The sequence below is a fragment of the Dokdonia sp. Asnod2-E02 genome, assembly GCF_045063915.1.
Classification (GTDB): domain Bacteria; phylum Bacteroidota; class Bacteroidia; order Flavobacteriales; family Flavobacteriaceae; genus Dokdonia.
The window spans coordinates 2,282,287-2,306,363 of the sequence record NZ_JBEFNX010000005.1; the positions used below are offsets into that span (position 1 = coordinate 2,282,287).

Annotated in this window: 24 protein-coding genes and 1 tRNA gene; 18 read left to right on the plus strand and 7 right to left on the minus strand. The window is 38.4% G+C overall.

Translation table 11 applies throughout. The annotated features are described in order from the left end of the window. Positions 1–1,146 carry an acyltransferase family protein gene (locus ACJJVM_RS10295; RefSeq protein ID WP_405211622.1) on the plus strand — a complete coding sequence of 382 codons (1,146 nt, stop codon included), beginning with the start codon at positions 1–3 and terminating at the stop codon, positions 1,144–1,146. An 86-nt stretch (positions 1,147–1,232) separates the two neighbouring features. Next, the gene (gene dusB, locus ACJJVM_RS10300) at positions 1,233–2,225 is read left to right on the plus strand and encodes a tRNA dihydrouridine synthase DusB (protein ID WP_035328796.1); all 993 of its coding nucleotides are present in this window, start codon (positions 1,233–1,235) and stop codon (positions 2,223–2,225) included. Here the strand turns inward: dusB and ACJJVM_RS10305 are convergent. Beyond that, positions 2,222–3,427: an FtsX-like permease family protein gene (locus ACJJVM_RS10305; protein WP_405211623.1), complete on the minus strand. Its 1,206-nt coding sequence runs from the start codon at positions 3,425–3,427 to the stop codon at positions 2,222–2,224. The two genes, dusB and ACJJVM_RS10305, sit on opposite strands and share 4 nt — an antisense overlap. Then, complete coding sequence (gene rbfA / locus ACJJVM_RS10310; protein ID WP_021778132.1) at positions 3,428–3,820, minus strand: 30S ribosome-binding factor RbfA; 393 nt, start codon at positions 3,818–3,820, stop codon at positions 3,428–3,430. It abuts the gene before it with no gap. 133 nt (positions 3,821–3,953) lie between these two features. Here rbfA and mce point away from each other — a divergent pair, with 133 nt between their 5' ends. The 3 genes from mce (at position 3,954) to ACJJVM_RS10325 (ending at position 5,175) form a co-directional block, all read left to right on the plus strand. Next, the gene (gene mce, locus ACJJVM_RS10315; protein ID WP_405211624.1) at positions 3,954–4,358 is read left to right on the plus strand and encodes a methylmalonyl-CoA epimerase; all 405 of its coding nucleotides are present in this window, start codon (positions 3,954–3,956) and stop codon (positions 4,356–4,358) included. Between the two features lie 87 nt (positions 4,359–4,445). Then, positions 4,446–4,519, plus strand: a tRNA-Ile gene (locus ACJJVM_RS10320). Positions 4,520–4,950: 431 nt separating this feature from the next. Then, complete coding sequence (locus tag ACJJVM_RS10325; protein WP_038597373.1) at positions 4,951–5,175, plus strand: hypothetical protein; 225 nt, start codon at positions 4,951–4,953, stop codon at positions 5,173–5,175. Here the strand turns inward: ACJJVM_RS10325 and ACJJVM_RS10330 are convergent. Continuing rightward, complete coding sequence (locus tag ACJJVM_RS10330) at positions 5,159–5,746, minus strand: riboflavin synthase (RefSeq protein ID WP_299151247.1); 588 nt, start codon at positions 5,744–5,746, stop codon at positions 5,159–5,161. The genes ACJJVM_RS10325 and ACJJVM_RS10330 overlap by 17 nt on opposite strands. Positions 5,747–5,805: 59 nt before the next feature. Here ACJJVM_RS10330 and pdxA point away from each other — a divergent pair, with 59 nt between their 5' ends. The 6 genes from pdxA (at position 5,806) to accC (ending at position 10,886) form a co-directional block, all read left to right on the plus strand. Further along, a complete protein-coding gene (pdxA, locus tag ACJJVM_RS10335; RefSeq protein WP_405211625.1) occupies positions 5,806–6,888 on the plus strand; it encodes a 4-hydroxythreonine-4-phosphate dehydrogenase PdxA in 1,083 nt (360 codons plus the stop codon). A 116-nt stretch (positions 6,889–7,004) separates the two neighbouring features. After that, entirely contained in the window at positions 7,005–7,544 is a 540-nt protein-coding gene (locus ACJJVM_RS10340; protein ID WP_298353582.1) for a DUF177 domain-containing protein, read from the plus strand. A gap of 9 nt (positions 7,545–7,553) precedes the next feature. Further along, positions 7,554–7,751 (plus strand): 50S ribosomal protein L32, encoded by a 198-nt coding sequence (gene rpmF / locus ACJJVM_RS10345; RefSeq protein WP_021778137.1) that lies wholly within the window; start codon positions 7,554–7,556, stop codon positions 7,749–7,751. A gap of 161 nt (positions 7,752–7,912) precedes the next feature. Continuing rightward, on the plus strand, positions 7,913–8,911 hold the full coding sequence (locus ACJJVM_RS10350; RefSeq protein ID WP_298353577.1) for a beta-ketoacyl-ACP synthase III: 999 nt from the start codon (positions 7,913–7,915) through the stop codon (positions 8,909–8,911). A 27-nt stretch (positions 8,912–8,938) separates the two neighbouring features. After that, entirely contained in the window at positions 8,939–9,430 is a 492-nt protein-coding gene (gene accB, locus ACJJVM_RS10355) for an acetyl-CoA carboxylase biotin carboxyl carrier protein (protein ID WP_405211626.1), read from the plus strand. Positions 9,431–9,536: 106 nt separating this feature from the next. Then, a complete protein-coding gene (gene accC, locus ACJJVM_RS10360) occupies positions 9,537–10,886 on the plus strand; it encodes an acetyl-CoA carboxylase biotin carboxylase subunit (RefSeq protein ID WP_035325563.1) in 1,350 nt (449 codons plus the stop codon). Positions 10,887–10,943: 57 nt separating this feature from the next. Here accC and ACJJVM_RS10365 read toward each other — a convergent pair whose 3' ends face one another. The 4 genes from ACJJVM_RS10365 to ACJJVM_RS10380 form a co-directional block, all read right to left on the minus strand. Beyond that, positions 10,944–11,417 (minus strand): DinB family protein, encoded by a 474-nt coding sequence (locus ACJJVM_RS10365; RefSeq protein WP_405211627.1) that lies wholly within the window; start codon positions 11,415–11,417, stop codon positions 10,944–10,946. A 172-nt stretch (positions 11,418–11,589) separates the two neighbouring features. Further along, positions 11,590–13,419, minus strand: coding sequence for a cystathionine beta-synthase (locus ACJJVM_RS10370; RefSeq protein WP_405211628.1), 1,830 nt, complete (start codon positions 13,417–13,419; stop codon positions 11,590–11,592). A gap of 233 nt (positions 13,420–13,652) precedes the next feature. After that, entirely contained in the window at positions 13,653–15,284 is a 1,632-nt protein-coding gene (locus ACJJVM_RS10375; protein ID WP_298353563.1) for a 4Fe-4S binding protein, read from the minus strand. A 21-nt stretch (positions 15,285–15,305) separates the two neighbouring features. Then, entirely contained in the window at positions 15,306–16,646 is a 1,341-nt protein-coding gene (locus tag ACJJVM_RS10380) for an NAD(P)/FAD-dependent oxidoreductase (protein WP_405211629.1), read from the minus strand. Positions 16,647–16,946: 300 nt separating this feature from the next. Here ACJJVM_RS10380 and ACJJVM_RS10385 point away from each other — a divergent pair, with 300 nt between their 5' ends. The 7 genes from ACJJVM_RS10385 to ACJJVM_RS10415 all read left to right on the plus strand — a co-directional run bounded on the left by ACJJVM_RS10385 (position 16,947) and on the right by ACJJVM_RS10415 (position 24,073). Then, positions 16,947–17,657, plus strand: coding sequence for a DUF547 domain-containing protein (locus tag ACJJVM_RS10385; RefSeq protein WP_405211630.1), 711 nt, complete (start codon positions 16,947–16,949; stop codon positions 17,655–17,657). 185 nt (positions 17,658–17,842) lie between these two features. Further along, positions 17,843–18,745, plus strand: coding sequence for a hypothetical protein (locus tag ACJJVM_RS10390; protein WP_405211631.1), 903 nt, complete (start codon positions 17,843–17,845; stop codon positions 18,743–18,745). 131 nt (positions 18,746–18,876) lie between these two features. Beyond that, entirely contained in the window at positions 18,877–19,890 is a 1,014-nt protein-coding gene (locus ACJJVM_RS10395) for a glycoside hydrolase family 113 (protein WP_405211632.1), read from the plus strand. Positions 19,891–19,955: 65 nt separating this feature from the next. Next, complete coding sequence (locus ACJJVM_RS10400) at positions 19,956–21,215, plus strand: POTRA domain-containing protein (protein WP_405211633.1); 1,260 nt, start codon at positions 19,956–19,958, stop codon at positions 21,213–21,215. A gap of 56 nt (positions 21,216–21,271) precedes the next feature. After that, on the plus strand, positions 21,272–22,528 hold the full coding sequence (locus ACJJVM_RS10405; protein ID WP_405212198.1) for an outer membrane protein assembly factor: 1,257 nt from the start codon (positions 21,272–21,274) through the stop codon (positions 22,526–22,528). A gap of 98 nt (positions 22,529–22,626) precedes the next feature. Continuing rightward, complete coding sequence (locus ACJJVM_RS10410; RefSeq protein WP_021778150.1) at positions 22,627–22,782, plus strand: YqaE/Pmp3 family membrane protein; 156 nt, start codon at positions 22,627–22,629, stop codon at positions 22,780–22,782. A gap of 193 nt (positions 22,783–22,975) precedes the next feature. Continuing rightward, positions 22,976–24,073 (plus strand): acyloxyacyl hydrolase, encoded by a 1,098-nt coding sequence (locus ACJJVM_RS10415; protein WP_405211634.1) that lies wholly within the window; start codon positions 22,976–22,978, stop codon positions 24,071–24,073. Positions 24,074–24,077: the final 4 nt, after the last annotated feature.

The window sequence follows — 24,077 nt, forward strand, 5'->3', positions numbered from 1 at the left end:
TTGACTAGCAGCCCTTCATCTAAGCAGCGTGTTTTTGGGCTTGACTTAATGCGAGCAATCGCTATTCTTGCTGTTTTAGGATCGCACATTTTATATATTTTCCCCGAGCAATATGGAGGTGTCATCCCGCTACTACAACTAGGGGGAGTGATGGGTGTAGAGATCTTTTTTGTCCTGAGCGGCTATTTAATAGGGTCTATATTGCTTAGGCTATTTGTAAAAGAAGATTTTGGGATGCGCGATGTTAAGTATTTTTTAATACGCAGGTGGTTCCGTACGTTACCTAGTTATTACCTCGCTTTAGTTCTCAATATTTTGCTAGTTATTGCGATAGGTAGACAGCTTCCAGAAAATATACCATACTACTTTCTTTTCCTTCAGAATTTTTCTTCGGGGATGGAGGTGTTTTTTACAGAGTCGTGGAGCTTGCCAGTAGAGGAGGTGGCATATATTATAGGGCCACTGTTGTTATATGTTGTGGTTTACGCTTTCGCGAAAGCAAAAAAAGAAACCTTATTCCTGCGCAGCACAGTAGCAGTAATAATCGTGTTTCTTATAACTAAATTACTCTACCATTTTACCACACCAACACTTAATGCACAACAGTGGAACATAAATCTAAAGGCAGTAGTCATCTACCGAATAGATGCGATTTATTATGGTGTGCTGGCAGCATATCTATCTCATAAATATCCAAAACACTGGCTTAAACACAAACAGTTATTATTTGCTTTAGGGGTAATATTGTTTTTTGGGTTTCAGTTTGTTTTAGGAAAATACAGTTTAGATCCCGTGGCTGCATCATTTATTTGGGACGCGATTTATTTGCCTCTTACTTCGATTGCCATCGCTCTTACCTTGCCAGTACTTTCTTCTTGGCAACAAGCGCCTCGATTTGTAGCTGTGCCCATACGTTATGTAAGTATAACCTCATATGCGGTTTACCTCTTACATTATGGGTTATTGTTGCAAGGTATGCGATGGGTTTGGCCTATAGAACTGTTAAGTTTTAATGAGAGGGTGGGTTATGCAGCGATATACTTTATACTCTTATTTCTAATAGCAGGGTTGTGGTATGGTCTTTATGAAAAACCTATGACAGACTTGCGCGACAAGCATTTTATAACGAGTAGGTATAAACACTAAAAAGAAGTTACCTTTGTACCAGGTTAAATTATTTGAGTTCTTTTGTGCGTGATACGTATCAAGAGAATAAGGCAAGGAAATTAAGTATGGCAAAAATAGGAGATATAGATGTAGGAGATTTTCCGCTATTACTAGCACCTATGGAGGATGTAAGTGATCCACCATTTAGAGCGTTATGTAAAGAACAGGGGGCAGATGTTGTATATACAGAGTTTATATCTAGTGAGGGGTTGATACGTGACGCTGCAAAGAGTGTGATGAAACTGGATATTTATGAAAAAGAACGTCCTGTAGGTATTCAGATTTTTGGAGCAGTAGAGGAGTCTATGTTGCGCAGTGTGGAGATTGTAGAGGCAAGTGGGCCAGATATTATTGATATTAACTTTGGGTGTCCAGTCAAGAAAGTAGTATCAAAAGGAGCTGGTGCGGGTATCTTAAAAGATATAGACCTTATGGTTAAGTTAACCAAGTCTATGGTAGAGCATACTAAGCTGCCTGTTACTGTAAAAACCCGCTTAGGTTGGGATCACGACAGTATTAAGATTGTTGAGGTTGCAGAGCGTTTACAAGATGTAGGTTGTGCTGCAATATCTATACACGGTCGTACACGTGCACAAATGTATAAAGGTGATGCAGACTGGAAGCCTATTGCTGCAGTAAAGAATAATCAAAGAATGCACATCCCAGTGTTTGGCAATGGAGATGTAAACTCTCCAGAGCGTGCTGTGGAGATGCGTGATGAGTATGGTCTTGATGGAGCGATGATAGGTCGTGCAAGTATAGGTTACCCTTGGTTTTTTAATGAAGTAAAGCACTTTATGAAAACAGGAGAGCATAAAAAGCCACCTACCTTAGTAGAGCGCGTAGAAGCTGCACGACGTCACCTAGAGATGTCTATAGCTTGGAAAGGAGAGATACTTGGCGTGTTTGAAACAAGAAGGCATTATACAAACTACTTTAGAGGGATTCCGCATTTTAAGGAATATCGTATGAAGCTAGTAACTTCAGATAAAAGTGAAGATGTCTTTGCTGCACTAAACCTTATTGAAGAGAAGTTTGCAGGTTACGAGTTTGTCTAGTCTGAGCTTATAAATTTCTTATTTATTCTTGAGGCTGCAAGTCTAGCGCTTAAAAAGCCTAGTATCACTATTGTTGCATATACGATTACGATATTTACTAGCTCAAATTTTACTGGGTAGGGTAAACTCTCTGTAATTGGTATAAAGCCAAACTGCTGCTGTATTACAATAAGAATTGCACCTAGTATAATCCCTACAGCGCCACCTATAAGAATCATCAGTGTGCCTTGCGTAAATATAATCATACGTATAGATGCTAGAGATGCGCCTAGATCGCTTAGTGTTTTAATATGCTTGCGCTTATCTACTATAATCATAATAAGACTCCCTATAAAGCTAAAAAGAGCTATTATCAGTACGAGCGTACATATAAAATAGAGTGCGAGGTTTTCAGTATTAAGCATCTTGTAGAGGGCATCATTAAGCTCTATTCTGTTTTTTAAAATCACGTTGTTATTGAGTAGCGAGCTTATTTTCTCGCGTAAGCGGTCTTCATCTGCTTCTGGAGATAATTTAATCTCAAGTGTACTTATCTTATCTTCTGGGTAACCCAGTAGTGCACCTACAAAGTCAATATTTGCAAAAATATGATCATTGTCAAGTGTCTCGCCGGCTTGAAAAACTCCACTCACCACTGCCTTTGATGAGTTAAAAGCTTGTGTAGGGTCTGTGATTTGTCCCGTACCAGGTTTTGGTGTCATTACAGAGAGTAGGCTGCTATAGTCTGTGAGATTAACAGAGAGTCTTCTTCTTACAAGATAGCCCATAGCTACTGCTGGCTCACCTACAGTAGGCCAGTTTCCGGCAAAGATGGTACTATCTATTTGAGTAACGTTGAGGTAATTTTCATCTACTCCTTTTATAAAGCCCAGTGAGGTTTTACCCTCGTGCTCGAGGTATGCACGTTCTTCTATTACTTTTGAGTATGCTTGTATCTCTGTAAATGAGGCGAGCTCCTTTTCTTGAGTAGGGGTGAGGGTAATTGTTTTGCCAGTAGCGGGTAGTACTTTAATATCTGGGTCTATAATAGACGTAATAGAGAGATTAAACTCCTTAAGCCCAGAAAAAGCAGAGAGCACAATAAATAGAACCATCGTTCCTAAAATGATACTCCCTATAGATATGTAGGTAATTATGTTTACAGCATTTGTACCACTTTTTGATACAAGGTAACGTTGCGCTATATAGCGAGCAAACTGCATTTATATTTTCTTTCTACGAGCTAGTAAACTTGGATCTTCTAGTGGGTTGTCACCACCTTTAAGAGAGCGCTCTATACCATCTAGGTACTCTAGCGTATCATCTATATAAAATTGAAGTTCTGGCATACGTCGCAGTTGGTGACGTGTGCGCTGTGATATGTTATGACGTATGATAGGTTTTACTTGATTAACCTCTTTGAGTATCTCAGTAGCCTTATCATTAGGGAAGATGCTCAAGTACACTTTTGCAATAGATAAGTCTGTAGGTACCTTAACCTTAGTTACAGACACAATAATGCCTCCTTGACCGCTGTCTCTAAGTGCGTTTTGAAGCACTTCTGCAAGATCTTTTTGAAGAACACCTGCTACTTTTTTCTGTCTGTTTGATTCCATAGACTGCAAAAATACGTTTTTTTGATATGTATTACTTTTGTCAAGCCTTGATATGCGGTATTTAACGTTGTATTATGGTTATTACGCTTTCGCGAAAGCGTAATTCAAACATTTATAGTACAGAAAATAAGATATGGATAAGATAGAACACATAGGTATAGCTGTTAAAAATCTAGAGGTGGGCAACTCGCTTTATGAAAAACTACTGGGCGTACCACATTATAAGATTGAGGAAGTTGCCTCTGAAGGGGTGCGTACATCTTTCTTTAAAACAGGCCCTAATAAAATAGAGCTTCTAGAGGCGACAAATGATGATAGTGCAATCGCTAAGTTTATAGAAAAAAAGGGAGAAGGGATACATCACATAGCCTTTGCGGTAGAAAATATTGTAGAGGAGATGGAAAGATTAAAAAAAGAAGGGTTTATTATTCTTAATGAAAAGCCTAAGAAAGGTGCAGATAATAAGCTAGTTGCGTTTGTGCATCCTAAAACAGCGGGTGGTGTTCTTATAGAGTTATGTCAAGAAATTAATAATTAGCAAAGAAAAGCTTTGTTAGGGTGAAGATTTATTATAAATTTGCACCCGTTTTCAACTTCTATTAGATTAGAAAACATAGAAAACAACGGTCCCATAGCTCAGTTGGTTAGAGCATCTGACTCATAATCAGAGGGTCCTTGGTTCGAGCCCAAGTGGGACCACTTAGTAAACCTCGCAAACATCTGTTTGCGAGGTTTTTTTATGCTTCATAATGAGAGATGTTCTAATCTCTGTAAAATGTGCTTTTTGGTATTTTATCCGGATTAAAGGATATTTATCTCCGACGAACAACACAAAATCTAAAATTTTTTTGAAATTTTATTAAGGTGAGAGTTTGCTCCAACTTGTTAGAATTACATTTCTATTTACTTAATTTTCAAGTAATTATAAAATAAATTTTGTTAAAATCTAGAAAATGCCTCGTTTGTTTTGAGATTGAAACTCTCAAGAAACCCTATTTTTTTTTACTCAAAGCTCAATTTTATCGATAAAATACGTATTATTGTCGATGTAATACACAATTACAGCCTACTTAACCCTCATTAAATTAGTATTAATTTAACTAGTTTAAAATATTTTATATTGAATTACTATGAGCCCCAAACTCAGAAATTTCATTACAACAGCCCCCCTTTTATTTATGGGGATAAGTGCGTTTGCTGGTAAAGAAGCACCGCCTCCGCCAGGTAGAACCCCTCTACCTGGGCTTATTGCGCCCATAGATGATCACCTCCCGTTATTACTTATAGGAGGTCTACTACTAGGTGCGTATTATATGTATAAAATTAAAATGAAAAAGGCTAGTAGCCCTCAGTAAGTCTTTTTACATACTTACCTATAACATCAAACTCAAGGTTTACACGAGTGCCTACTTTAAAGTTTTTAAAGCCTGTGTGTTCATAAGTGTAAGGAATTATAGCTACGCTAAAAGCTCCTTCTTTTGAGTCTACAACAGTGAGGCTAGTGCCATTTATAGTAATAGATCCTTTTTCTATCGTGACATTTCCTAGTGAGGTGTCGTAGTCAAAGGTGAATCTCCAGCTTCCATCTTCTTCACTTATAGCTGTACAGGTTCCTACTTGGTCTACGTGACCTTGTACAATGTGACCGTCTAGTCTTGCGCCTAGTTTCATCGCGCGCTCTAGGTTTACAATATCGTTTACAGCGAGATCGTTGAGGTTTGTTTTATCTAGCGTTTCTTGTATGGCTGTAACCGTATAAGTGTCTCCATCTATACTTACTACTGTAAGGCATACGCCGTTATGTGCTACACTTTGGTCTATTTTGAGCTCATTTGTGATTGCACTTTTTACTTTGTAGTGTATATTTTCTTGATCCTTAGTGATTGATTCAATAGAGGCTAGATCTTCAATAATACCTGTAAACATAAATGGTTTTTATTTGGTTACTTTTGTGTTACAAAAATACAAAACCCGAAAGGCATCAAATGAATAAACAGCAAAAAGTACGTGTAGGGATTTCTATAGGAGATTTAAATGGTATAGGCGCAGAGATTGTGATCAAGACGTTTTCTGAGGCAATGATGTTAGATTTTTGTACGCCTGTAATTTTTGCTTCGGCAAAGACACTTTCATATATAAAGAAAGAACTGGGGCTTCAAGCAGAGTTTTATGGGATAGACGCTTTCGCGAAAGCGCTAGATAACAAGATTAATGTGTTTAACTTGTGGAAGGAGCAAGTAGATATATCTTGGGGAGAGGCTACAGATATTGCGGGTGATTATGCGCTCAAGTCATTTATAACAGCTACAAAGGCACTTAAAGATGGTGATATAGATGTGCTGGTGACGGCACCTATAAACAAAGCAAATATCCAGAAAGAGGATTTTGCTTTTCCTGGTCATACAGATTATCTTGCTCAAGAGCTTACAGGTGATGCAATGATGCTTATGGTAACAGATACTTTAAAAGTGGGTCTTCTTACTGATCACATAGCTGTAAAAGATGTGGCAAGTAATATCACACCAGATGTAATAAAAAAGAAGGTGAATACACTCTATAAATGCTTGCAGCAAGATTTTGGAGTAGATAGGCCAAAAATAGCACTGCTGGGTATTAACCCTCACGTGGGAGATAATGGAGTGATAGGTGATGATGATGATAAAGTGTTAATCCCTACCTTAGAAAAAATGAGAGCTGGAGGACAGCTTGTGTATGGTCCTTATGCGGCAGATAGTTTTTTTGGCACTGGTAACTATAAAAATTTTGATGCTATTCTCGCTGCATATCACGATCAAGGTTTGATACCATTTAAAACTTTGTCTTTTGGTAAAGGTGTAAATTATACAGCTGGGCTAGATAAGGTGAGAACATCTCCAGATCACGGTACGGCTTACGAGATAGCTGGTAAGGGTGAGGCAGATCCTGGTTCTTTTAGAGAAGCAGTGTATGCGGCTATTAATATTTATAATAAAAGAAAAGAATACCAAGAAATAACAAAAGATGTGCTTAAGGTGTCGCCAAAACGCGCTGGAAGAGAGCGTGCAGGTAGAGGCCCAGCAAGAAAGTAAGTATAATATAGTTGTGCAATGCATTAATCATATAGCTGTTAGATTAATTTTTTTTATTCTTACCTATTGTGATTTAAAAAATTATGTATCTTTGCACGCTCCAAACGGATGATGTGATGAAAGAATTAAAACTATACACTATACAGTACGTAGGTTTAAAAGAAGGAGAGCATACGTTTGAGTACACGATTACAAAATCGTTCTTTGATCTTTTTGAATATGATGACTTTAACGACGCAAGCGTTGAGGCTACACTTCTCTTAACAAAGAAGTCTACCTTTATGGAGTTTGATTTTAATATCTCAGGAACAATCAATGTAAATTGTGATGTGACAAATGAGCCTTATGATCAACCTATAAGTGGGAGCTATGAGCTTGTAGTTAAGTTTGGTCAAGAGTTTAATGATGATATTGAAGATGTTCTCATTCTCCCATTTGGAGAGTATGAAGTAAATGTCGCTCAATATATTTATGAACTCATAGTGTTGTCTATGCCTAATAAAAGGGTTCACCCTGGTATAGCAGATGGGACATTAAAGTCAGATATATTAGAAAAGCTGGAAGAATTAAGTATTCCAGACCAAAGAGCAAAAGAAGAGAAAGAAGAGACAGATCCTAGATGGGATTCGTTAAAAAAACTATTAACAGATAAATAAGAGTACGTAATGGCACATCCTAAAAGAAAAATCTCAAAAACAAGAAGAGATAAAAGAAGAACGCATTACAAAGCTGCTATACCTCAAATAGCTGTAGATCCTACAACAGGAGAAGCGCACCTTTACCACAGAGCACACTGGTTTGAAGGTAAGTTATACTATAGAGGTCAAGTAGTTATTGATAAGACTGAAGAGATAGAGGCATAAGCTTCTATTTTCTAGACATAGAACTCTCACATTGTGAGAGTTTTTTTTATGCGTAGGATTGTCAAAAAAAGTTAATTGTAGGCCATTTTTGATCAATTTTTAGTATTTTTCTCATCGTTTTGTTCTTAGCTGAATAAAGACGAAAAATCTAACTGAAACAAATGAGTAAAATCTCAGCGGCAATTACAGCTGTAGGAGCTTATGTTCCAGACTATGTGTTGACTAACGATATTTTAGCAACTATGGTTGATACCAATGATGAGTGGATTACCACTCGCACGGGTATTAAAGAACGTAGAATTCTTAAAGAAGAAGGCAAAGGAACCTCGTTTCTTGCCATCAAAGCAGCACAAGATCTTCTTGAAAAAAAGCAACTCGATCCCAAAGAGTTAGATATGGTAATCGTAGCAACTGCTACACCAGATATGCCAGTAGCCTCAACCGCAGTATATACAGCCTCTCAAATAGGTGCGACTAATGCATTTGCATTTGATCTCACAGCTGCTTGCTCTAGCTTCCTTTACGGGATGTCTACAGCAGCTAGTTATATTGAGTCTGGTAGGTATAAAAAAGTACTGCTTATAGGCGCAGATAAAATGTCATCTATTATAGACTATACAGATAGAGCCACGTGTATCATCTTTGGAGATGGTGGTGGTGCAGTACTATTTGAGCCTAATGAAGAAGGGATGGGACTACAAGATGAGTACCTTAGATCTGATGGTGTAGGCCGTGAGTACCTTAAGATAGATGCAGGAGGGAGTATACTACCCACTTCACAAGAAACTTTAGATAACAAACAGCACACAGTTTTTCAAGATGGAAAAACCGTATTTAAATTTGCTGTTTCAAATATGGCAGATGTAAGTGATAAAATTATGAAGCGTAATAACCTTAGTGGTGACGACGTTAACTTTTTAATCGCACATCAAGCTAACAAACGTATTATAGACGCTACTGCCAAAAGGATGGAGCTAGATGAGGATAAAGTCCTCATTAATATCCATAAATATGGTAACACGACATCAGCCACTTTACCACTGTTGATGAGCGACTATGAGAATAAACTAAAAAAAGGAGACAATATCATATTTGCCGCTTTTGGTGGTGGATTCACTTGGGGTTCGATCTACCTCAAATGGGCATATAACTCTAATTAAACCTAAACAGACTAAATTCAAACACTTATGGATTTAAAAGAAATTCAAAATCTGATTAAATTTGTTGCAAAGTCAGGCGCTAGCGAAGTAAAACTTGAGATGGATGATGTAAAAATCACTATCAGAACTGGTGCAGACGATGAGAAAGCACCAACTACTTTCTTACAGCAAATGCCAGCAATGCAAATGGCTCCGGCAGCACCAGCGGCTCCGGCAGCACCAGTTGCAGAGGTAGCAGCACCTGCAGCTCCAGCGGCCCCAGCAGAAGATAATTCAAAATACATAACTATTAAGTCTCCTATAATCGGAACCTTCTATAGAAAACCGGCTCCAGATAAGCCTATGTTTGTAGAAGTAGGAAAAACGATAGGTGAAGGTGATGTGCTTTGTGTTATCGAAGCGATGAAACTTTTTAACGAGATCGAAAGTGAAGTATCAGGTACAATCGTAAAGATTCTTGTAGACGATTCTTCTCCAGTAGAGTTTGATCAGCCATTATTCTTGGTAGATCCATCATAATCCCTTGCGGGTATTTTAATCATTGAGGAGACTGTGGTTTTTTACGCTTTCGCGAAAGCGAGACTTAAACAACAACACGCAGTAATCACAATAAAAAATAAACAGTATGTTTAAGAAGATACTTATAGCAAACCGTGGTGAGATTGCCCTTAGGGTAATACGTACGTGTAAAGAGATGGGGATTAAAACGGTAGCTGTATACTCTACAGCAGACCGTGAGAGTCTTCACGTAAAATTTGCAGACGAGGCAGTATGCATAGGCCCAGCAGCAAGTAACGAGTCTTACCTTAAGATGTCTAACGTTATTGCAGCAGCAGAGATTACAAATGCAGATGCCATACACCCGGGATATGGATTCCTTTCTGAAAACGCAAAGTTTTCAAAAATATGTGAGGAGCACGACATAAAATTTATTGGAGCATCTGCAGAGATGATTTCAAAAATGGGAGATAAAGCTACTGCAAAAGAAACTATGAAAGCCGCAGGCGTACCTTGTGTACCAGGATCTGACGGTATCATAAAAGATTTTGAAGAGTGTCAAAAACTTGCCATAGAGACGGGTTACCCTGTGATGCTTAAAGCTACCGCTGGTGGTGGAGGTAAAGGTATGCGTGCCGTATGGAAAGAAGAAGACCTACTTAAAGCTTGGGAAGGTGCACGTCAAGAGAGTGCTGCAGCCTTTGGAAACGACGGTATGTATATGGAAAAGCTCATAGAAGAGCCACGCCATATCGAAATCCAAATTGTAGGAGATAGCACAGGTAAAGCCTGTCACCTGTCTGAAAGAGATTGTTCTGTACAAAGACGTCACCAAAAACTTACCGAAGAGACACCATCGCCATTTATGACAGATGAGTTACGTGAGCGTATGGGAGATGCCGCAGTAAAAGCAGCAGAGTTTATCAAATATGAAGGAGCAGGAACGGTTGAGTTTCTTGTAGACAAGCACCGCAACTTCTACTTTATGGAGATGAATACACGTATACAAGTAGAGCACCCTATTACAGAGCAGGTAGTGGACTATGACCTTATACGTGAGCAAATACTTGTGGCAGCAGGCGTACCAGTATCTGGTAAAAACTACTACCCACAACTACACTCTATAGAGTGTCGTATAAATGCTGAGGATCCTTTTAACGACTTTAGACCATCACCAGGGCGTATTACAAATTTACACGCACCAGGAGGTCACGGAGTACGTATAGATACACACGTATATAGTGGGTATATGATACCGCCTAACTATGACTCTATGATTGCTAAGTTAATTACGACAGCACAGACTAGAGAAGAGGCGATCAACAAGATGAAACGTGCTCTTGATGAGTTTGTAATAGAAGGTATTAATACAACTATACCTTTCCACAGGCAACTTATGGATCACCCAGACTATATAGCTGGTGACTACACCACTAAGTTTATGGAAGACTTCGAGATGAAGCCTCTAGAAGACTAAATAACTAAAAACTCCCCATAGCAATATCGGGAGTTTTTTATTTTAAGGTAGCTCTAACTACACAGGCTGTTGTCTAATTATTTTCTTGAGAACTACAATTTGCCCAAAATGATAATGCGAGTGCTCCAGCAGTCCCATTAGATTACGCTCATAAGTACCGTACTTTTCTAATACAAAATTACTCTTTAGCTCTTGGTCTGTAAGCCTAGATGCCTGAGATGCACATCTATCTAGATTTGTATACAATGTATCGAGTCTAAGTTTCCAAGCCTCTTGAGTTTTTAATATAGGTGCATCGTAGCTATATATATCTTTTGCAGTAAGTGGCTCACCGTCTAGTACGCCGCTTACGGCTTCTATATAGTAATTTATGTGGTACACAAGCTTTGCAATGGTATTAAGGCCGTAAACAGCTTGATTTGCCTCTTCTAGTGTTATGTCAGCTAGATGTTCTTTAAGGTGTGAACCCGTCGTGTTAGGTCCAGATATGAACTCTCTGAGGTGCTTTGCAAGATGTTGAGAAGTGGTCATCACATTATTTTTATCACAAGATAATGTTTCTAGATAAATTTTAAAATGTTGGTATTTACGCTTTAGCGAAAGCGTACTAAAAGCCTTTTACAGTAACGCTCTCAAAGAAAAAACGCTTGTAAAACCTACAATAGATTTTACAAGCGTCTCTAAACTTTGCAACAAATTTTAGTTACATCTCACTTACAAATTCTTTAAAAATCTCTTTGTGACGTTCTAAATTCATATTTGGTGAGAGCGACACACGAGCGATGTAATCCTTATCACCCTCCTTAGTTGTGCCTTGGGTAGAGGTTGCAGGTATGGTCCAGTACACACCTTTAAGCTGCCCGTAACTTACACAGTACTTGCTCTCCTCAGGAATCTCAGTAATCATTAAGTTTATGAGCTTATGATTAAGAGCTCTTTTATAACTTTCTCTTTCTGCAGGGGTATCGCCTTTAGTAGGTAGATCTAGTGAAAACACAGATGGAGTAAATCCTTGCTGCGCGAGCTCTTCTGAAACAAAATTGATTTTTGCATCTGGCAGCACTTCGCTTATAAAAGTTACAAACTTACGTGTGTTGACATAAGCATCTGCAATGCGCTGGTTCATAGAAGGCAGTTGTTGAGCAAGTAACTCATATTGCAAAGCTGTAGCCTCATTATCGCATATGGTTAAGTGCTTCTCGATATTTGCGATGAGCGGAGTTGCTTTTGTGTTTGCCACACAGTAGCCAGCAGTCACTTTACCGCCACTCGGAAATTTTGATCCGCTGGCGTATGAGATTGCTCTCACAGTTGATAGATAATCATTATCACCTAAGAAGTGTACATTAGGGCAAAACGTTTGATCTAGAATAAAAACTGGATCTATTGCTGTGTCTCCACTAGGCGTTTTACGAGGAGTGCTCAACACTTCTTTAAGTTTTACAAGATCTGGCACCTCTACTCTTGGGTTTGTAGGGATTTCTGCAATGATGTATGGTATAGCATCTTGCTCTGCGAGAGTAGTAAGTACACGGTCTACACTTTGTACCATATCATTATCACCATCTACCGGTAGGTCTACAACCTCTACATTATCAAGACAGGCGGCTACACGTCTTGCTTGGTCATTTGTCCCTCCATAACAGTTAGGCGGTACTACAAACTTGATTGCTTTACCAGGATGTTGTTCTTGAGCTTCTGCCACAAGACCCATCATTATGGCATATTGTATAGATAGTCCACTTGAACCTACAAGCGCTTTTGAGTTTGCTTGTGTTATTTCTTTTATGGTACTTAAAACCTTTACTTTATCTGCTTCTTTGGTGCTTTTTTTAGCGGTAAAATCGGTTGTGTTTACGAGAGACTCTAGTGCTACAAGTGTGTTTTCTGGTGTCATTGCCACCGTTTCCCTTCTACGCACGTGTTGTACATCTGCTACGTAGTGGTTGTTATTTTCTCCATTAATAATGAGAATACTACCTAAATCCCCATACGTATTTACATAAAAGTCTACTTCTTTATGTAAGGCTGTAGTAGCGATTTTTTGCTGTTCAGATAGTAGTACTGTGCTTCCATTAAAAGGTGTGATATCATCAACACTTTCTAGCTTTTGAAGCTCAAAGTTATAGCCGTACACTTCTTTTAAGGCTGTTGTGTCAAAACGAGAAGAGAGCGCTCTAGTATATAAAATGCGTGTGCTCTTATTTTCTAATAAATTTTTACGAAGCACGGCAAGCACAGGTACAGTCTTAGACTGAAAGCTTATAACGCTTTCTGTCTTTAGGGCATATGTTTTTGCTATTGCCCATTCTAAAATACTTGATAGTGGGTGTCCCAGTCTTATATAATCATAAGCCGTAGGTAACTGGCTCAGTGATTTTTGATCTGAAACATTATTGTTATATAGTTTTTCAAACTCATCAAGAAACTGGCTTTTGGCTTGAGACTCATCATAAATATCTAGTCTATGTGTGGTAAGACGTAACCAGTCTTGAGGCATTTCTTGTAATACTTCTTTTATATATGCTAGCATTGCGCTGTGTTTTTATGGTATCACCTCATAATCTGTGAGGCTTTATATGTGTCGCAAAGTTATGAGAAAGTATACAGAAACAGGGGAGATTTATGCGTCTTAACGATTACTTAGCGTATTAAAAAACCACCCTAGATGACTAAGGTGGTTGTTTTTTATTTTGCTTTAGCGATATGCTATGCAAAGAGCTATATAAATTAGTATTCCGCTTTCGCGAAAGCGTAAAAAATCTTCTAGCTTGCCTCTTTGTTATTTACATAATCCATAAGGTCTACATCATTACCTAGTAGTACTTGGGTAGGGTTGATACGACCTGCTTCTGGTCCGTTTTCTAACTTAAGTACGCCACGAGGACATACAGCGCTACATACACCACAACCTACACAACTAGAACGTACGATGTTTTCTCCCTTTTGAGCATATGCACGTACATCAATTCCTTGCTCACAGTAGGTAGAACAGTTACCACAAGAGATACATTGCCCTCCGTTTGTGGTGATTCTAAAACGAGATTTAAAACGTTGTACAAATCCTAAGTAGGCTGCTAGTGGGCATCCAAAACGACACCATACTCGGTTACCAAAAATAGGGTAGAAACCAGTCCCGATTACTCCTGCAAACCAAGCTCCTATCAGGAAGCTATAGGTGTCTTTTATCCACTGCGAGTTGATTCCTAAAAAAGCTTCTGCACCGGTAAAGTAACAGTATAATGTGACGAGAGTCATCACAAGTGAAAACACGAGTACCGAGTGTATGAGCCAGCGCTCAAGCTTCCAGGCTTTCATAGATTTATTAGAATGCTGGCGGTAGGGGTCACCAAGAGTTTCGGCAAGGCCTCCACAACCACAAACCCAGCTACAGTACCATCTTTTTCCAAAAAAGTATACCATTACTGGTACAATAACTAGTGTAAGTACAACACCCCATACGAGGATGAAAATACCTAAACCACCACTCTGAGTAAGTGTGTCGAGATTCCACTCAAAGAAGAAATCATAATCTAGCGGGAATGCGTTTTTAAAATCATAACCAGGCTTTCCTAAACTTGCCATAATCTCAGGGATAAGAAAGGCAAATACAATCTGAAAGAATAACACAGAGGTAGTACGTACAATCTGGTATTTATTGTGACGGTATTTTATATACATACGCACCGCCATCGTTACCATAATCACACAGTATAAAAAGCCATAAACAAACCACTGGCTGGCATCGCCTCCGTTAAGCGCATTACTTATAGGGTCGAGTATAAATGTCCAGTTTACTACATAGTCTGCATTAAAATAAAGCACGAGATAAAATAGCACGAGGTACACAAGCACTAGCCAGGCAATCCATCCTCTATTGGTTGCTGCCTCGTGATATACGTGGTCATTTTTGATACCTGGTTTGCCTAGCAACACGAGATTAGGAAAAATGAACATTAGAGCTCCTAGTATCCCCAGTCCAAAGGTTAAGAACCACATAAGCCCTTTATTTTCTACTATAAATCCTGTTCCGGCTTTTTTGGCTAGTGAGAAGCTAAAGGCTTGAAAGTCTTTATCATTTATTCTGTACTGATATTGTTCTCCTTTTTTATCCCACTCCTTTGCCGCATCATATTTTGCAATTTGTGCATCATAGTAGTCATTGTTTTGAGCAAGGGCATCTCTTACGGCACCTGTAAAAGCAAATGTGCCTAGTTTTTTACCCACTACGTTATCTGAGATTTTTTGAGCTACTAGCTCACTTTTAATTCCTTTTTCAGAAATAAAGGAATCAAGTTGTTCTTGTTGTAAGGTGAAGTCTCCCATAAAGATGGAAGCTGTCCAGATGGCAAGCCCAGTAATAAAGATCACCAAGCCTAGGTTTTTAATAATTTTCATAAGTGTAAGTCGTTAGGTTGGTTATGCAAAAATTCTTTTCCAGCTTTTCTTTTTGGGACTAAGTGATGTCCCGTATGCAGCATTATAAGCATCTAGAATATCCTTCTCATAATGGCTATAAAACTCAGGATCAAAGTTTGCATCTTTAAGATGCTCTAGCACATAATCTGTTGTGCGTCCCTCAGTAAGCCAGCGGTCAAATAGCTCGTGACGTAGCCTGATACCAAAGTTATTTATACCCACAAACTTGCGAGTACCCTCTTGCATCTCTATAGTGATACACTTGTTATCATCCTTATGCATCCAGTGAAAGTGTGTATTACCTTCTTTAGGTTTTGAGAACACCCATCCGTAGGTCTGGTACTCTATATCCATAAATTTTGCACTGTTAAACCAGTGACCGGGGTTGTAGGCGGTAGGATTTCCAGTTAATGTCTGAGCAAGTGCTTCTCCCATCATTCTGCCCGTATACCAGACAGCCTCAATGGGTCTACGACCGTTTATACCCTCGTGTTGCTCTGCACAATCACCTATGGCATAAATATCTTTTATATTAGTCTCCAGCATAGGGTTTACCTTGATACCTCGGCCTAACTCAATACCGCTATCTTTTAAGAAAGCCACATTAGGAGACACACCAGCGGTAAGCCCTACTACGTTGCAGGCTATTTCTTCTCCAGTTTCTTTTATAGTAACAGCGCGCACTTTACCATTATCATCTGCTAGAATACTATCTAGATTAAAGCCTAAACGTAAATCTACGTGGTGAGATTTAATGTGTCTGTTAATCATCTCGCTTTCTCCTTGTGGTAAAACGCCATTCCAGAAACTATTTTCTCTTACTAAAAATGTGACCGGTATATCACGCGTGAGCAGCATCTCTACCATCTCAATACCTATAAGACCGCCACCTACTACCACAGCACGTTTACAGGTTTCTTTATTTGGAGCATTTGCCTCTAGCATATCTAGATCTTGTTTTGAGTACAACCCTTGTACACCATCTAGATCTTGCCCTGGCCACCCAAATTTATTAGGTTTTGACCCTACCGCAAGCACGAGTTTATCATAACTCATTTTTTCGCCACCAGAGAGTAATAATTGCTTATTCTCGTGATCTACTGTCTCTACAAAAGCGCGTTTAAGATCAATACGGTTTTTCTTCCAGAAGTAATCTTCATACGGTTTTGTGTGCTCATATTTCATATGTCCCATATAGATATACATAAGCGCTGTGCGAGAAAAGAAGTGATCTGTTTCGGCAGAGATGATGGTGATCTTTTTGTCAGAAGCTTTGCGGATGTGACGGGCGGTTGTAACGCCAGAAATCCCGTTGCCTATAATGACGATATGTTCTTGCATAATGGTTGGTGTTTTTAAGTAAGTTGAAAAGAGGTTGTGGTAATGTGGTATGTGATTACGCTTTCGCGAAAGCGTATGTAAAACCTTTTTTCTTCACAAGTTACTAGGGTTGTGTCGAACTAAAGATAGTAAACTTAACAGCACCTAGGCTTATTTAGAACATATCTAAATGAATTGTAGATTAATGCTATAAATACATTAAGGACAACAAGCTATCTGGTGATCAAAATCAATTTATTTTAAGAAAAAGTGTAAGACGATTGTTTTTTACCCGACCCAAGTGCACATAAAACAGCAATTATGAAAATCGTTACTTTCCTTTTTACACTACTTGTTATTAACACGATGAGTGCACAGAGTACAGATGCATTTTTTACAGATGCAGATGTTTTTTTTAAAGAATATATAAAAAATGGAAGAGTAGATTATGCTGCTGTACAAAGTAATCCAGAGTCTTTAGATAAACTCCTTGCGGTTGCACAAACTATAAAAGTGAGCAAGACAGATGCAAAAACATACCAAGCTTTCTGGATCAATGCTTACAATCTATCTGTAATAAAAGGGGTTGTGGCTAAGTATCCCGTAAAGCAACCGCTCAGCATAAAAGGTTTTTTTGACAAACAAAAACACGCTGTAGGAGGTAGCTCAATCACCCTTAATGATATAGAAAACAAGAAGCTACGTGCTGTTTTTCCAGACGAGGCTCGTTTTCATTTTGTACTTGTATGTGCAGGGTTGGGCTGTCCTCCTATTATAAATGAAGCATATATACCTAGTAAGCTTGAAGCTCAGTTACAGCGACAAACTAAACTAGCGCTCAATAATCCATCGTTTATACGAGTAAAAGGCAAAAAGGTACAGATCTCACAAATATTTGAGTGGTATAAAGGTGATTTTACTAGAAGTGGGAGTGTGCTTGATTTTATAAATAAATACAGAGGTACTAAACTAGATATAGACTCAAAACTCTCTTATTACCCTTACGACTGGACCCTAAATGATGTCAAATAATGACATCATACTGAGTCTGCAACGTTTTGCGTGAAAGTTGTCATAATACTAAGGTTCGTAAAACAAAACCCTCTAGTAGGCTCAGTTTTTTAAAGTTTACAAGACTTTCTCACTCCACTACTTGCTCTTACTGAGTGGAGTGAAGAGAGCACAAATAATAAATTTCCAACCTAATATTTAAAAAAATGAAACATTTTTTAATGGGCGCACTATGCCTAATCACTACCACTATTTACGCACAAGATATTGATGATAATGAGATAGGCGGCTCTGTCATACAGACGCTTACACCATCTAAGCTTATTGCAAAAGGACAATATGATATCAAGTGGTTTAATAATTTGTACACGCAAACAGAAAGTACATTTACAGATGGTGATGAGCCTAGACAATCATTTTTTACATCATCACTTGAAGCTTTTACTGGAGTGTCAGAAAATAGAAGACTCAACGTAGGTGTAATTTTAGAAGTGCGATCTAATGTAATAGGCGGTAGAGATGCGCTAGATGTCTTTAGTTTTGACGGAGAGCGAGGCACCGCTCGTAGTGGTCTTACTTCTATCGCTCCTGCGGTAAAGTTTGTTCCTTTTGCATCTGTAAATAACTTTTCAATTCAAAGTTCGCTATCTATACCACTTATAGATCAAGAGACAGAGCAAGGAGTTTTTCTTGACCAAAAAGGATTCACGTGGCAAAACCGTTTCTTTTTTGATCACACCTTTGCAGGTGGTGATTGGCAAGTATTTGCAGAGCTTAATTCTGAGTTTAATTTTGGAAAAGAGGCAGAGCAAGATGAAAACTTTGACACCGTAGACGGCAGCTTTGCAAATAATAGTTTAAATCTTACACCAGGGGTGTTTTTAAGTTACTTCCCTAGTGCTAAGTTTACTGTTCTAGGCTTAGTACAGCACTCACAGCGCATAGATCTAGGTAATGATTTTGAGCAAGACTTTACCGCAGTAGGTGGAGGCGCAAAATATCAACTCACAGATGAGCTCAACCTCGAGGCTTTGTATACCAACTTTGTAAGAGGTAATAATACGGGACTAGGTGAGACTTTTAACTTGGGACTACGAGTTGTTTTTTAATATAAGCATCTACTAGATTTGACGTATACTTTATAATCTAGAGATAGCTAGACCTGACCACTTATAAAAGTGGTCAGGTTTTTTTGGTTTACTGCATAGAAGCCTATCTTTAATTTCTTGAATTGATACTAATGATAAAAACAGTTTTACAATCTCTCATAATCATACTGGTCTTACAAGCGTGTAGTGCTCAGCCAGCTCCAGAGCAAAAGGTTAACGGTATAAGTTTTGTGGCAAATCGCTCTCCAGTAGACAGCAGTCACGTGGCACCCGTTATTGATATAAACGCAAACTATGCTGCCGTAATGCCCTTTGGTTTTGTGCCGGCACTAGATAAAGCGCAAATTGTATACAATACAGATAGACAGTGGTATGGTGAGACTAGAGAAGGCGGTCGTAATTATGTAGCACAACTTCACGATAAAGGTATAGATGTAATGCTCAAACCCCAGATATGGATACGTCGGGGTGAGTTTACAGGTTACCTCAAGATGGAGACAGAAGAGGAGTGGCTGGCACTTGAGCAATCGTATCGCGATTTTATAATGGATTATGCCACACTTGCTCAAGAGGAAAATGCAGCAATATTTTGCATAGGCACAGAGCTGGAGCAATTTGTAGTAAATAGACCAGCTTTCTGGCAACAGCTCATAAAAGATATCAAAAAAGTATACAAAGGTAAGCTTACGTATGCGGCAAACTGGGATGAGTATAAACGTACACCCTTCTGGCAAGAGCTGGATTATATTGGGATAGATGCCTACTTTCCAGTATGTGATGATCAGACACCTACGGTGGCGTGTGCTATAGAAGGCTGGATAAAATGGAAAGAGGAGATTTCCGCTTTCGCGAAAGCGCAACAACGCAAAGTATTATTTACAGAGTATGGCTATCGCTCTGTAGACTATACAGGTAAAGAACCCTGGCGCTCTGACCGAAGTATGACTCAAGTAAATCTAGAAGCGCAAGTAAATGTTACAAAAGCACTTTATGAAGCCGTCTGGGATGAAGAGTGGATGGCAGGAGGCTTTTTATGGAAATGGTTTATACATCACGACCGTGTAGGAGGACCAGAAAATAGCCAGTTTACACCTCAAAATAAACCAGCTCAAGATATTGTAAAAGAATACTACGGTAGAAATTAAATACGATAGCTCCTGCAATGTTTACGATTAAGAACCGACGGACTCATAGTATCGTAAATAAGCCTATGAAACAAATTATATATCTATATCTGTTCTTGCTGCCTTGCCTTGTTTATGCTCAAAAGCAGCAAGTAGAAAGAATCACTTTTAAAGGGTTAAAAAAAGTAGATGAGTCACTGTTGAGAAGACTCATAAAAACAGAAGTAGCATCTCCTTATGACTCGCTTAAAGTAGCTACAGATGTAGAGCGATTTAATAGACTTCCTGCTATTGCAAAAGCCACCGCTACTATAGCTTTGGTACGTAATGGTGCTATAGAAGTCACTTATGATATTGTAGAAAATTTTACAATTATACCGGGTATACGTATCTCTGAGGCAAATGATGGAAGTTTTGCCTTTAGACTCAGTGTATTTGAGTTTAACTTTTTAGGCCAGAGCCAGATTGTGGGTGGCTTTTACCAGCGTGATGTTTTTAATTCTTACGGAGCTTACTGGGAGGCCCCATTTGTATTTACAAACAAGTTAGGGCTAGGTGTAAATTACATTAAAGATGTCACCTTTGAGCCCATTTACTTTGATACAACTACACTTAATTATAAAAAAGATAGAGCTGGGGCTGAGATTTACGGACTTTACGAAATTGACTTTCACAACAAAGCAGAGCTAGGGATTAATATTTTTAAAGAGCAGTACGCTGCAAACGATACAGAGATAGATGCTACTTTTCCAAACAAACTAGAGGCTTCAAAAATTGCTGTGCGAGCTGAGTATGAGACAAATTTTTTAGACATAGATTATCAGTATGTTTCTGGTTTTAGAAACTTACTTGATGCGAGATATATTAATGGAGGTGAGGGCTTACTTGACGACTCTTTTATAGGAGTTAATACAACCGAATATTTTAAAAGAATAGGAAGTAAAGGTAACTGGGCAAGTAGATTACAATTAGGGTTTGCTTCTTTTAATGAGTCTGAATTTGCGCCATTTACCGTAGATAACCAGTTTAACTTACGTGGGGCTGGTAATGATATCGCGAGGGGTACGAGTTTTATATTTATAAATACAGAGTACCGCCACACGCTGCTAGAGAGAGGCTGGTTTGTACTACAGGGTAATGCCTTTGTAGATGGAGGAACCTTAAGAGAGGCAAGGCAACCGCTAGATAACCTTGTAAGTGGTGATGCTCTTGAGATATACTCTGGAGTAGGAGTGCGTTTTATACATAAACGTATATTTAATGCAGTTATAAGACTAGACTATGGCGTAGGGCTAGGGGCGTCACAAAACAGTGGTCTTGTCTTTGGGATAGGACAGTATTTTTAATAGGTAGAGAGATTCTTTTATAATGATGTAAAGTGTTACAGAGAGTATTAATTTTAATGGTATGTTGCATTACCGCTGTACAGCTTTCTGGACAAGAGGGTGAAGTGCTAGACCTTAAAGTACAAGGCACAAAAAGACTTAAGCCTAGTTTTATAAAACTAATAAGTGATATAAAACCGGGAGTTGCATTAGACTCTGCAGTGATAAATCAAGATATAATACGCCTTAAAAGACTTCCAGCAGTTGCTCACGCTTATTTTCAAGTTTTTAAATCACACGATAACTTTTATAATGTTTTTTATAACGTAGAAGAAAATATCACAATAAACCCGCAAGTTAATTTCTACACGACTAATGATGATGAGTTTGCATACAGGCTAGGCCTTTATGAATATAATTTATTAGGAAGAAATATAGGTTTTGGAGGGTTTTATCAGAAAGATATTTTTAGCTCGTATGGTATAAATTTTAGAGCGCCTTTTTTATTTAATAACAATGTAGGACTTGCGATTAACTTTCAGAGTCTTACTACTCAAGAACCTGTGTTCTTAGATAATGGTACTGCAGACTATAAGTATAACAATACTTCCATAGAGATTTTAGGTCTATATGCTTTTAACTTTAAGCATCGTGTTGAGTTAGGTGTTAACCTCTTTAATGAAGATTATTTATACCTCAATGGGGCCACAGATGTGAGCGTGCCACAAGCCTTTAATGTAGATAAAATACTGCTTAAAGGAATTTATGAGTATGATGCTCTAAAGTATGACTTTCAGTATGTGAGTGGTTTTAAAAGTACTTTTAATGTACAATATGTACAGGCTAATGCGGTGACATTACCAGATTTTACTATCTGGTGGAATGATTTTAGATATTTTGCTAGAATACGAGATAAGGATGGTATTTATGATGGAAACTTCGCAACGCGATTGCGTCTAGGTCTTGCTACAAATGCAGATTCTCCTTTTGCCCCCTTTTCTGTAGATAACAATCTTAATATACGAGGTGTAGGTAATACCATAGATAGAGGCACCGGCGTGGTAGTACTCAATGCAGAGTATAGACAAACGCTAGCAGATCGAGACTGGTTTACAATACAAGGAGTGGGCTTTGTAGATGCTGGCTCTTGGCGCAATCCCGGGGGAGATTTTGGCGATTTTGGTGATGATCAAAATTTACGAGTTTATCCAGGTCTAGGCCTTAGGTTTATTCATAAAAAGATTTTTAATGCCACTTTTCGAGTAGATTATGGGTATGGTGTTACCTCAAATTCCACTAGTGGATTTGTGTTTGGTATAGGGCAGTATTTCTAGTCACGTTTGTTAAACTCAAAACAATTGAGATAATATTAATAAGATCTCATAAGTAGTATTGTAGATTTATATCAGTATTAACAACAAACCAAAAACCAATGTCACTAATAACCATTATTCTAAGTATTCTTTTTCCGCCACTAGCAGTTGCACTAGAAAAAGGAGCAGGAAAAGATTTACTCATAAATATCTTACTTACCCTATTAGGCTGGCTTCCCGGAGTGATTCACGCCTTTTACGTAAACAGTAAATAAGAGCAACACATATATTACAAGCGCCCGCTACATAAGTAGCGGGCTTTTTTATTTTATAAAGACTTGTAGGAGTTTAATAGATATAGGTGCGCTTTCGCGAAAGCGCAAAAAAAACCTTTTAAAATAGTAGGTTTTAGACAAACTATAGCAGACATTTTTTCGTAGGTTTAAAAAACCATTACAACCTACATCTATGCGCATCATTACTATTGTATTTGTACTTCTTTACGGCATTTGCACTACTGCACAAGAAGATAAAGTAAGACCTTTTGATGTAGAGGCAGACCTTTTTGGCGGAACGATTTTAGAACATAATCCAGATATCTCTCACCTTATTACAGAACACCCTACGGGGGTGATGCTGGCATATAACCGAAAGACCTATGGTTTTGAACCCTGGGAGCGTCGTTACAACTTTCCAGATGTGGGGTACACCTTTGTGTATCAAGATATGAAAAATGAGTATCTGGGAGAGCTATATAGTGCTTATGCGCATTATAACTTCTATTACTGGAAGAGGCGCTTACAGTTTAGAATAGGGCAGGGTCTCGCGATTGCTACAAAACCCTATGACAGGGAGACTAATTTTATAAATAATGCATATGGTACTACAGTCTTGAGTAGCACGATGCTTAAGTTAAGCTATAAGAAAAATAATATTTTTAAAAATATAGGCTTTCAAGCAGGGGTAACTATTATACACTACAGTAATGCAAATCTCAAGGCGCCAAATAATTCTACAAATACGTGGGCGTTTACTGCAGGATTAAATTACTTCCCAAAAGCGGCCGAGTTTCCCGAGTATATACCTATGGGAGAAAAAACTCCTTATAAAGAACCTATACATTTTAACTTAACACTGCGCGGTGGAGCAAACCAAAGCGATATAAACAACTCACCACGCTATGGTTTTGTTACCATTACTGCCTTTGTAGATAAACGTGTTAATCACAAATCTAGCTTTACGGCGGGAGTTGACGCATTTTTTGCAAATTTTTTAAAAGAGCTCATACGTTATGAGTCTATTGCATATCCAGATGGTGATGTCACGGGTGAGGAAGACTGGAAGCGTTTTGGCATTTTTGTAGGTCACGAGCTGCACTTTAATGAGCTTTCTTTTGTCTCTCAATTGGGATATTATGTGTACTACCCGTATGACTTTGAAGGGAGATTTTACAATAGGTTAGGTTTAAAAAGAACCTTTGGAAAACACCTTGCAGGGAGTATGGTCGTAAAGGCACACGGTGCAAAAGCAGAGGCAGTAGAGTTTGGTATAGGATATAGATTTTAATAAG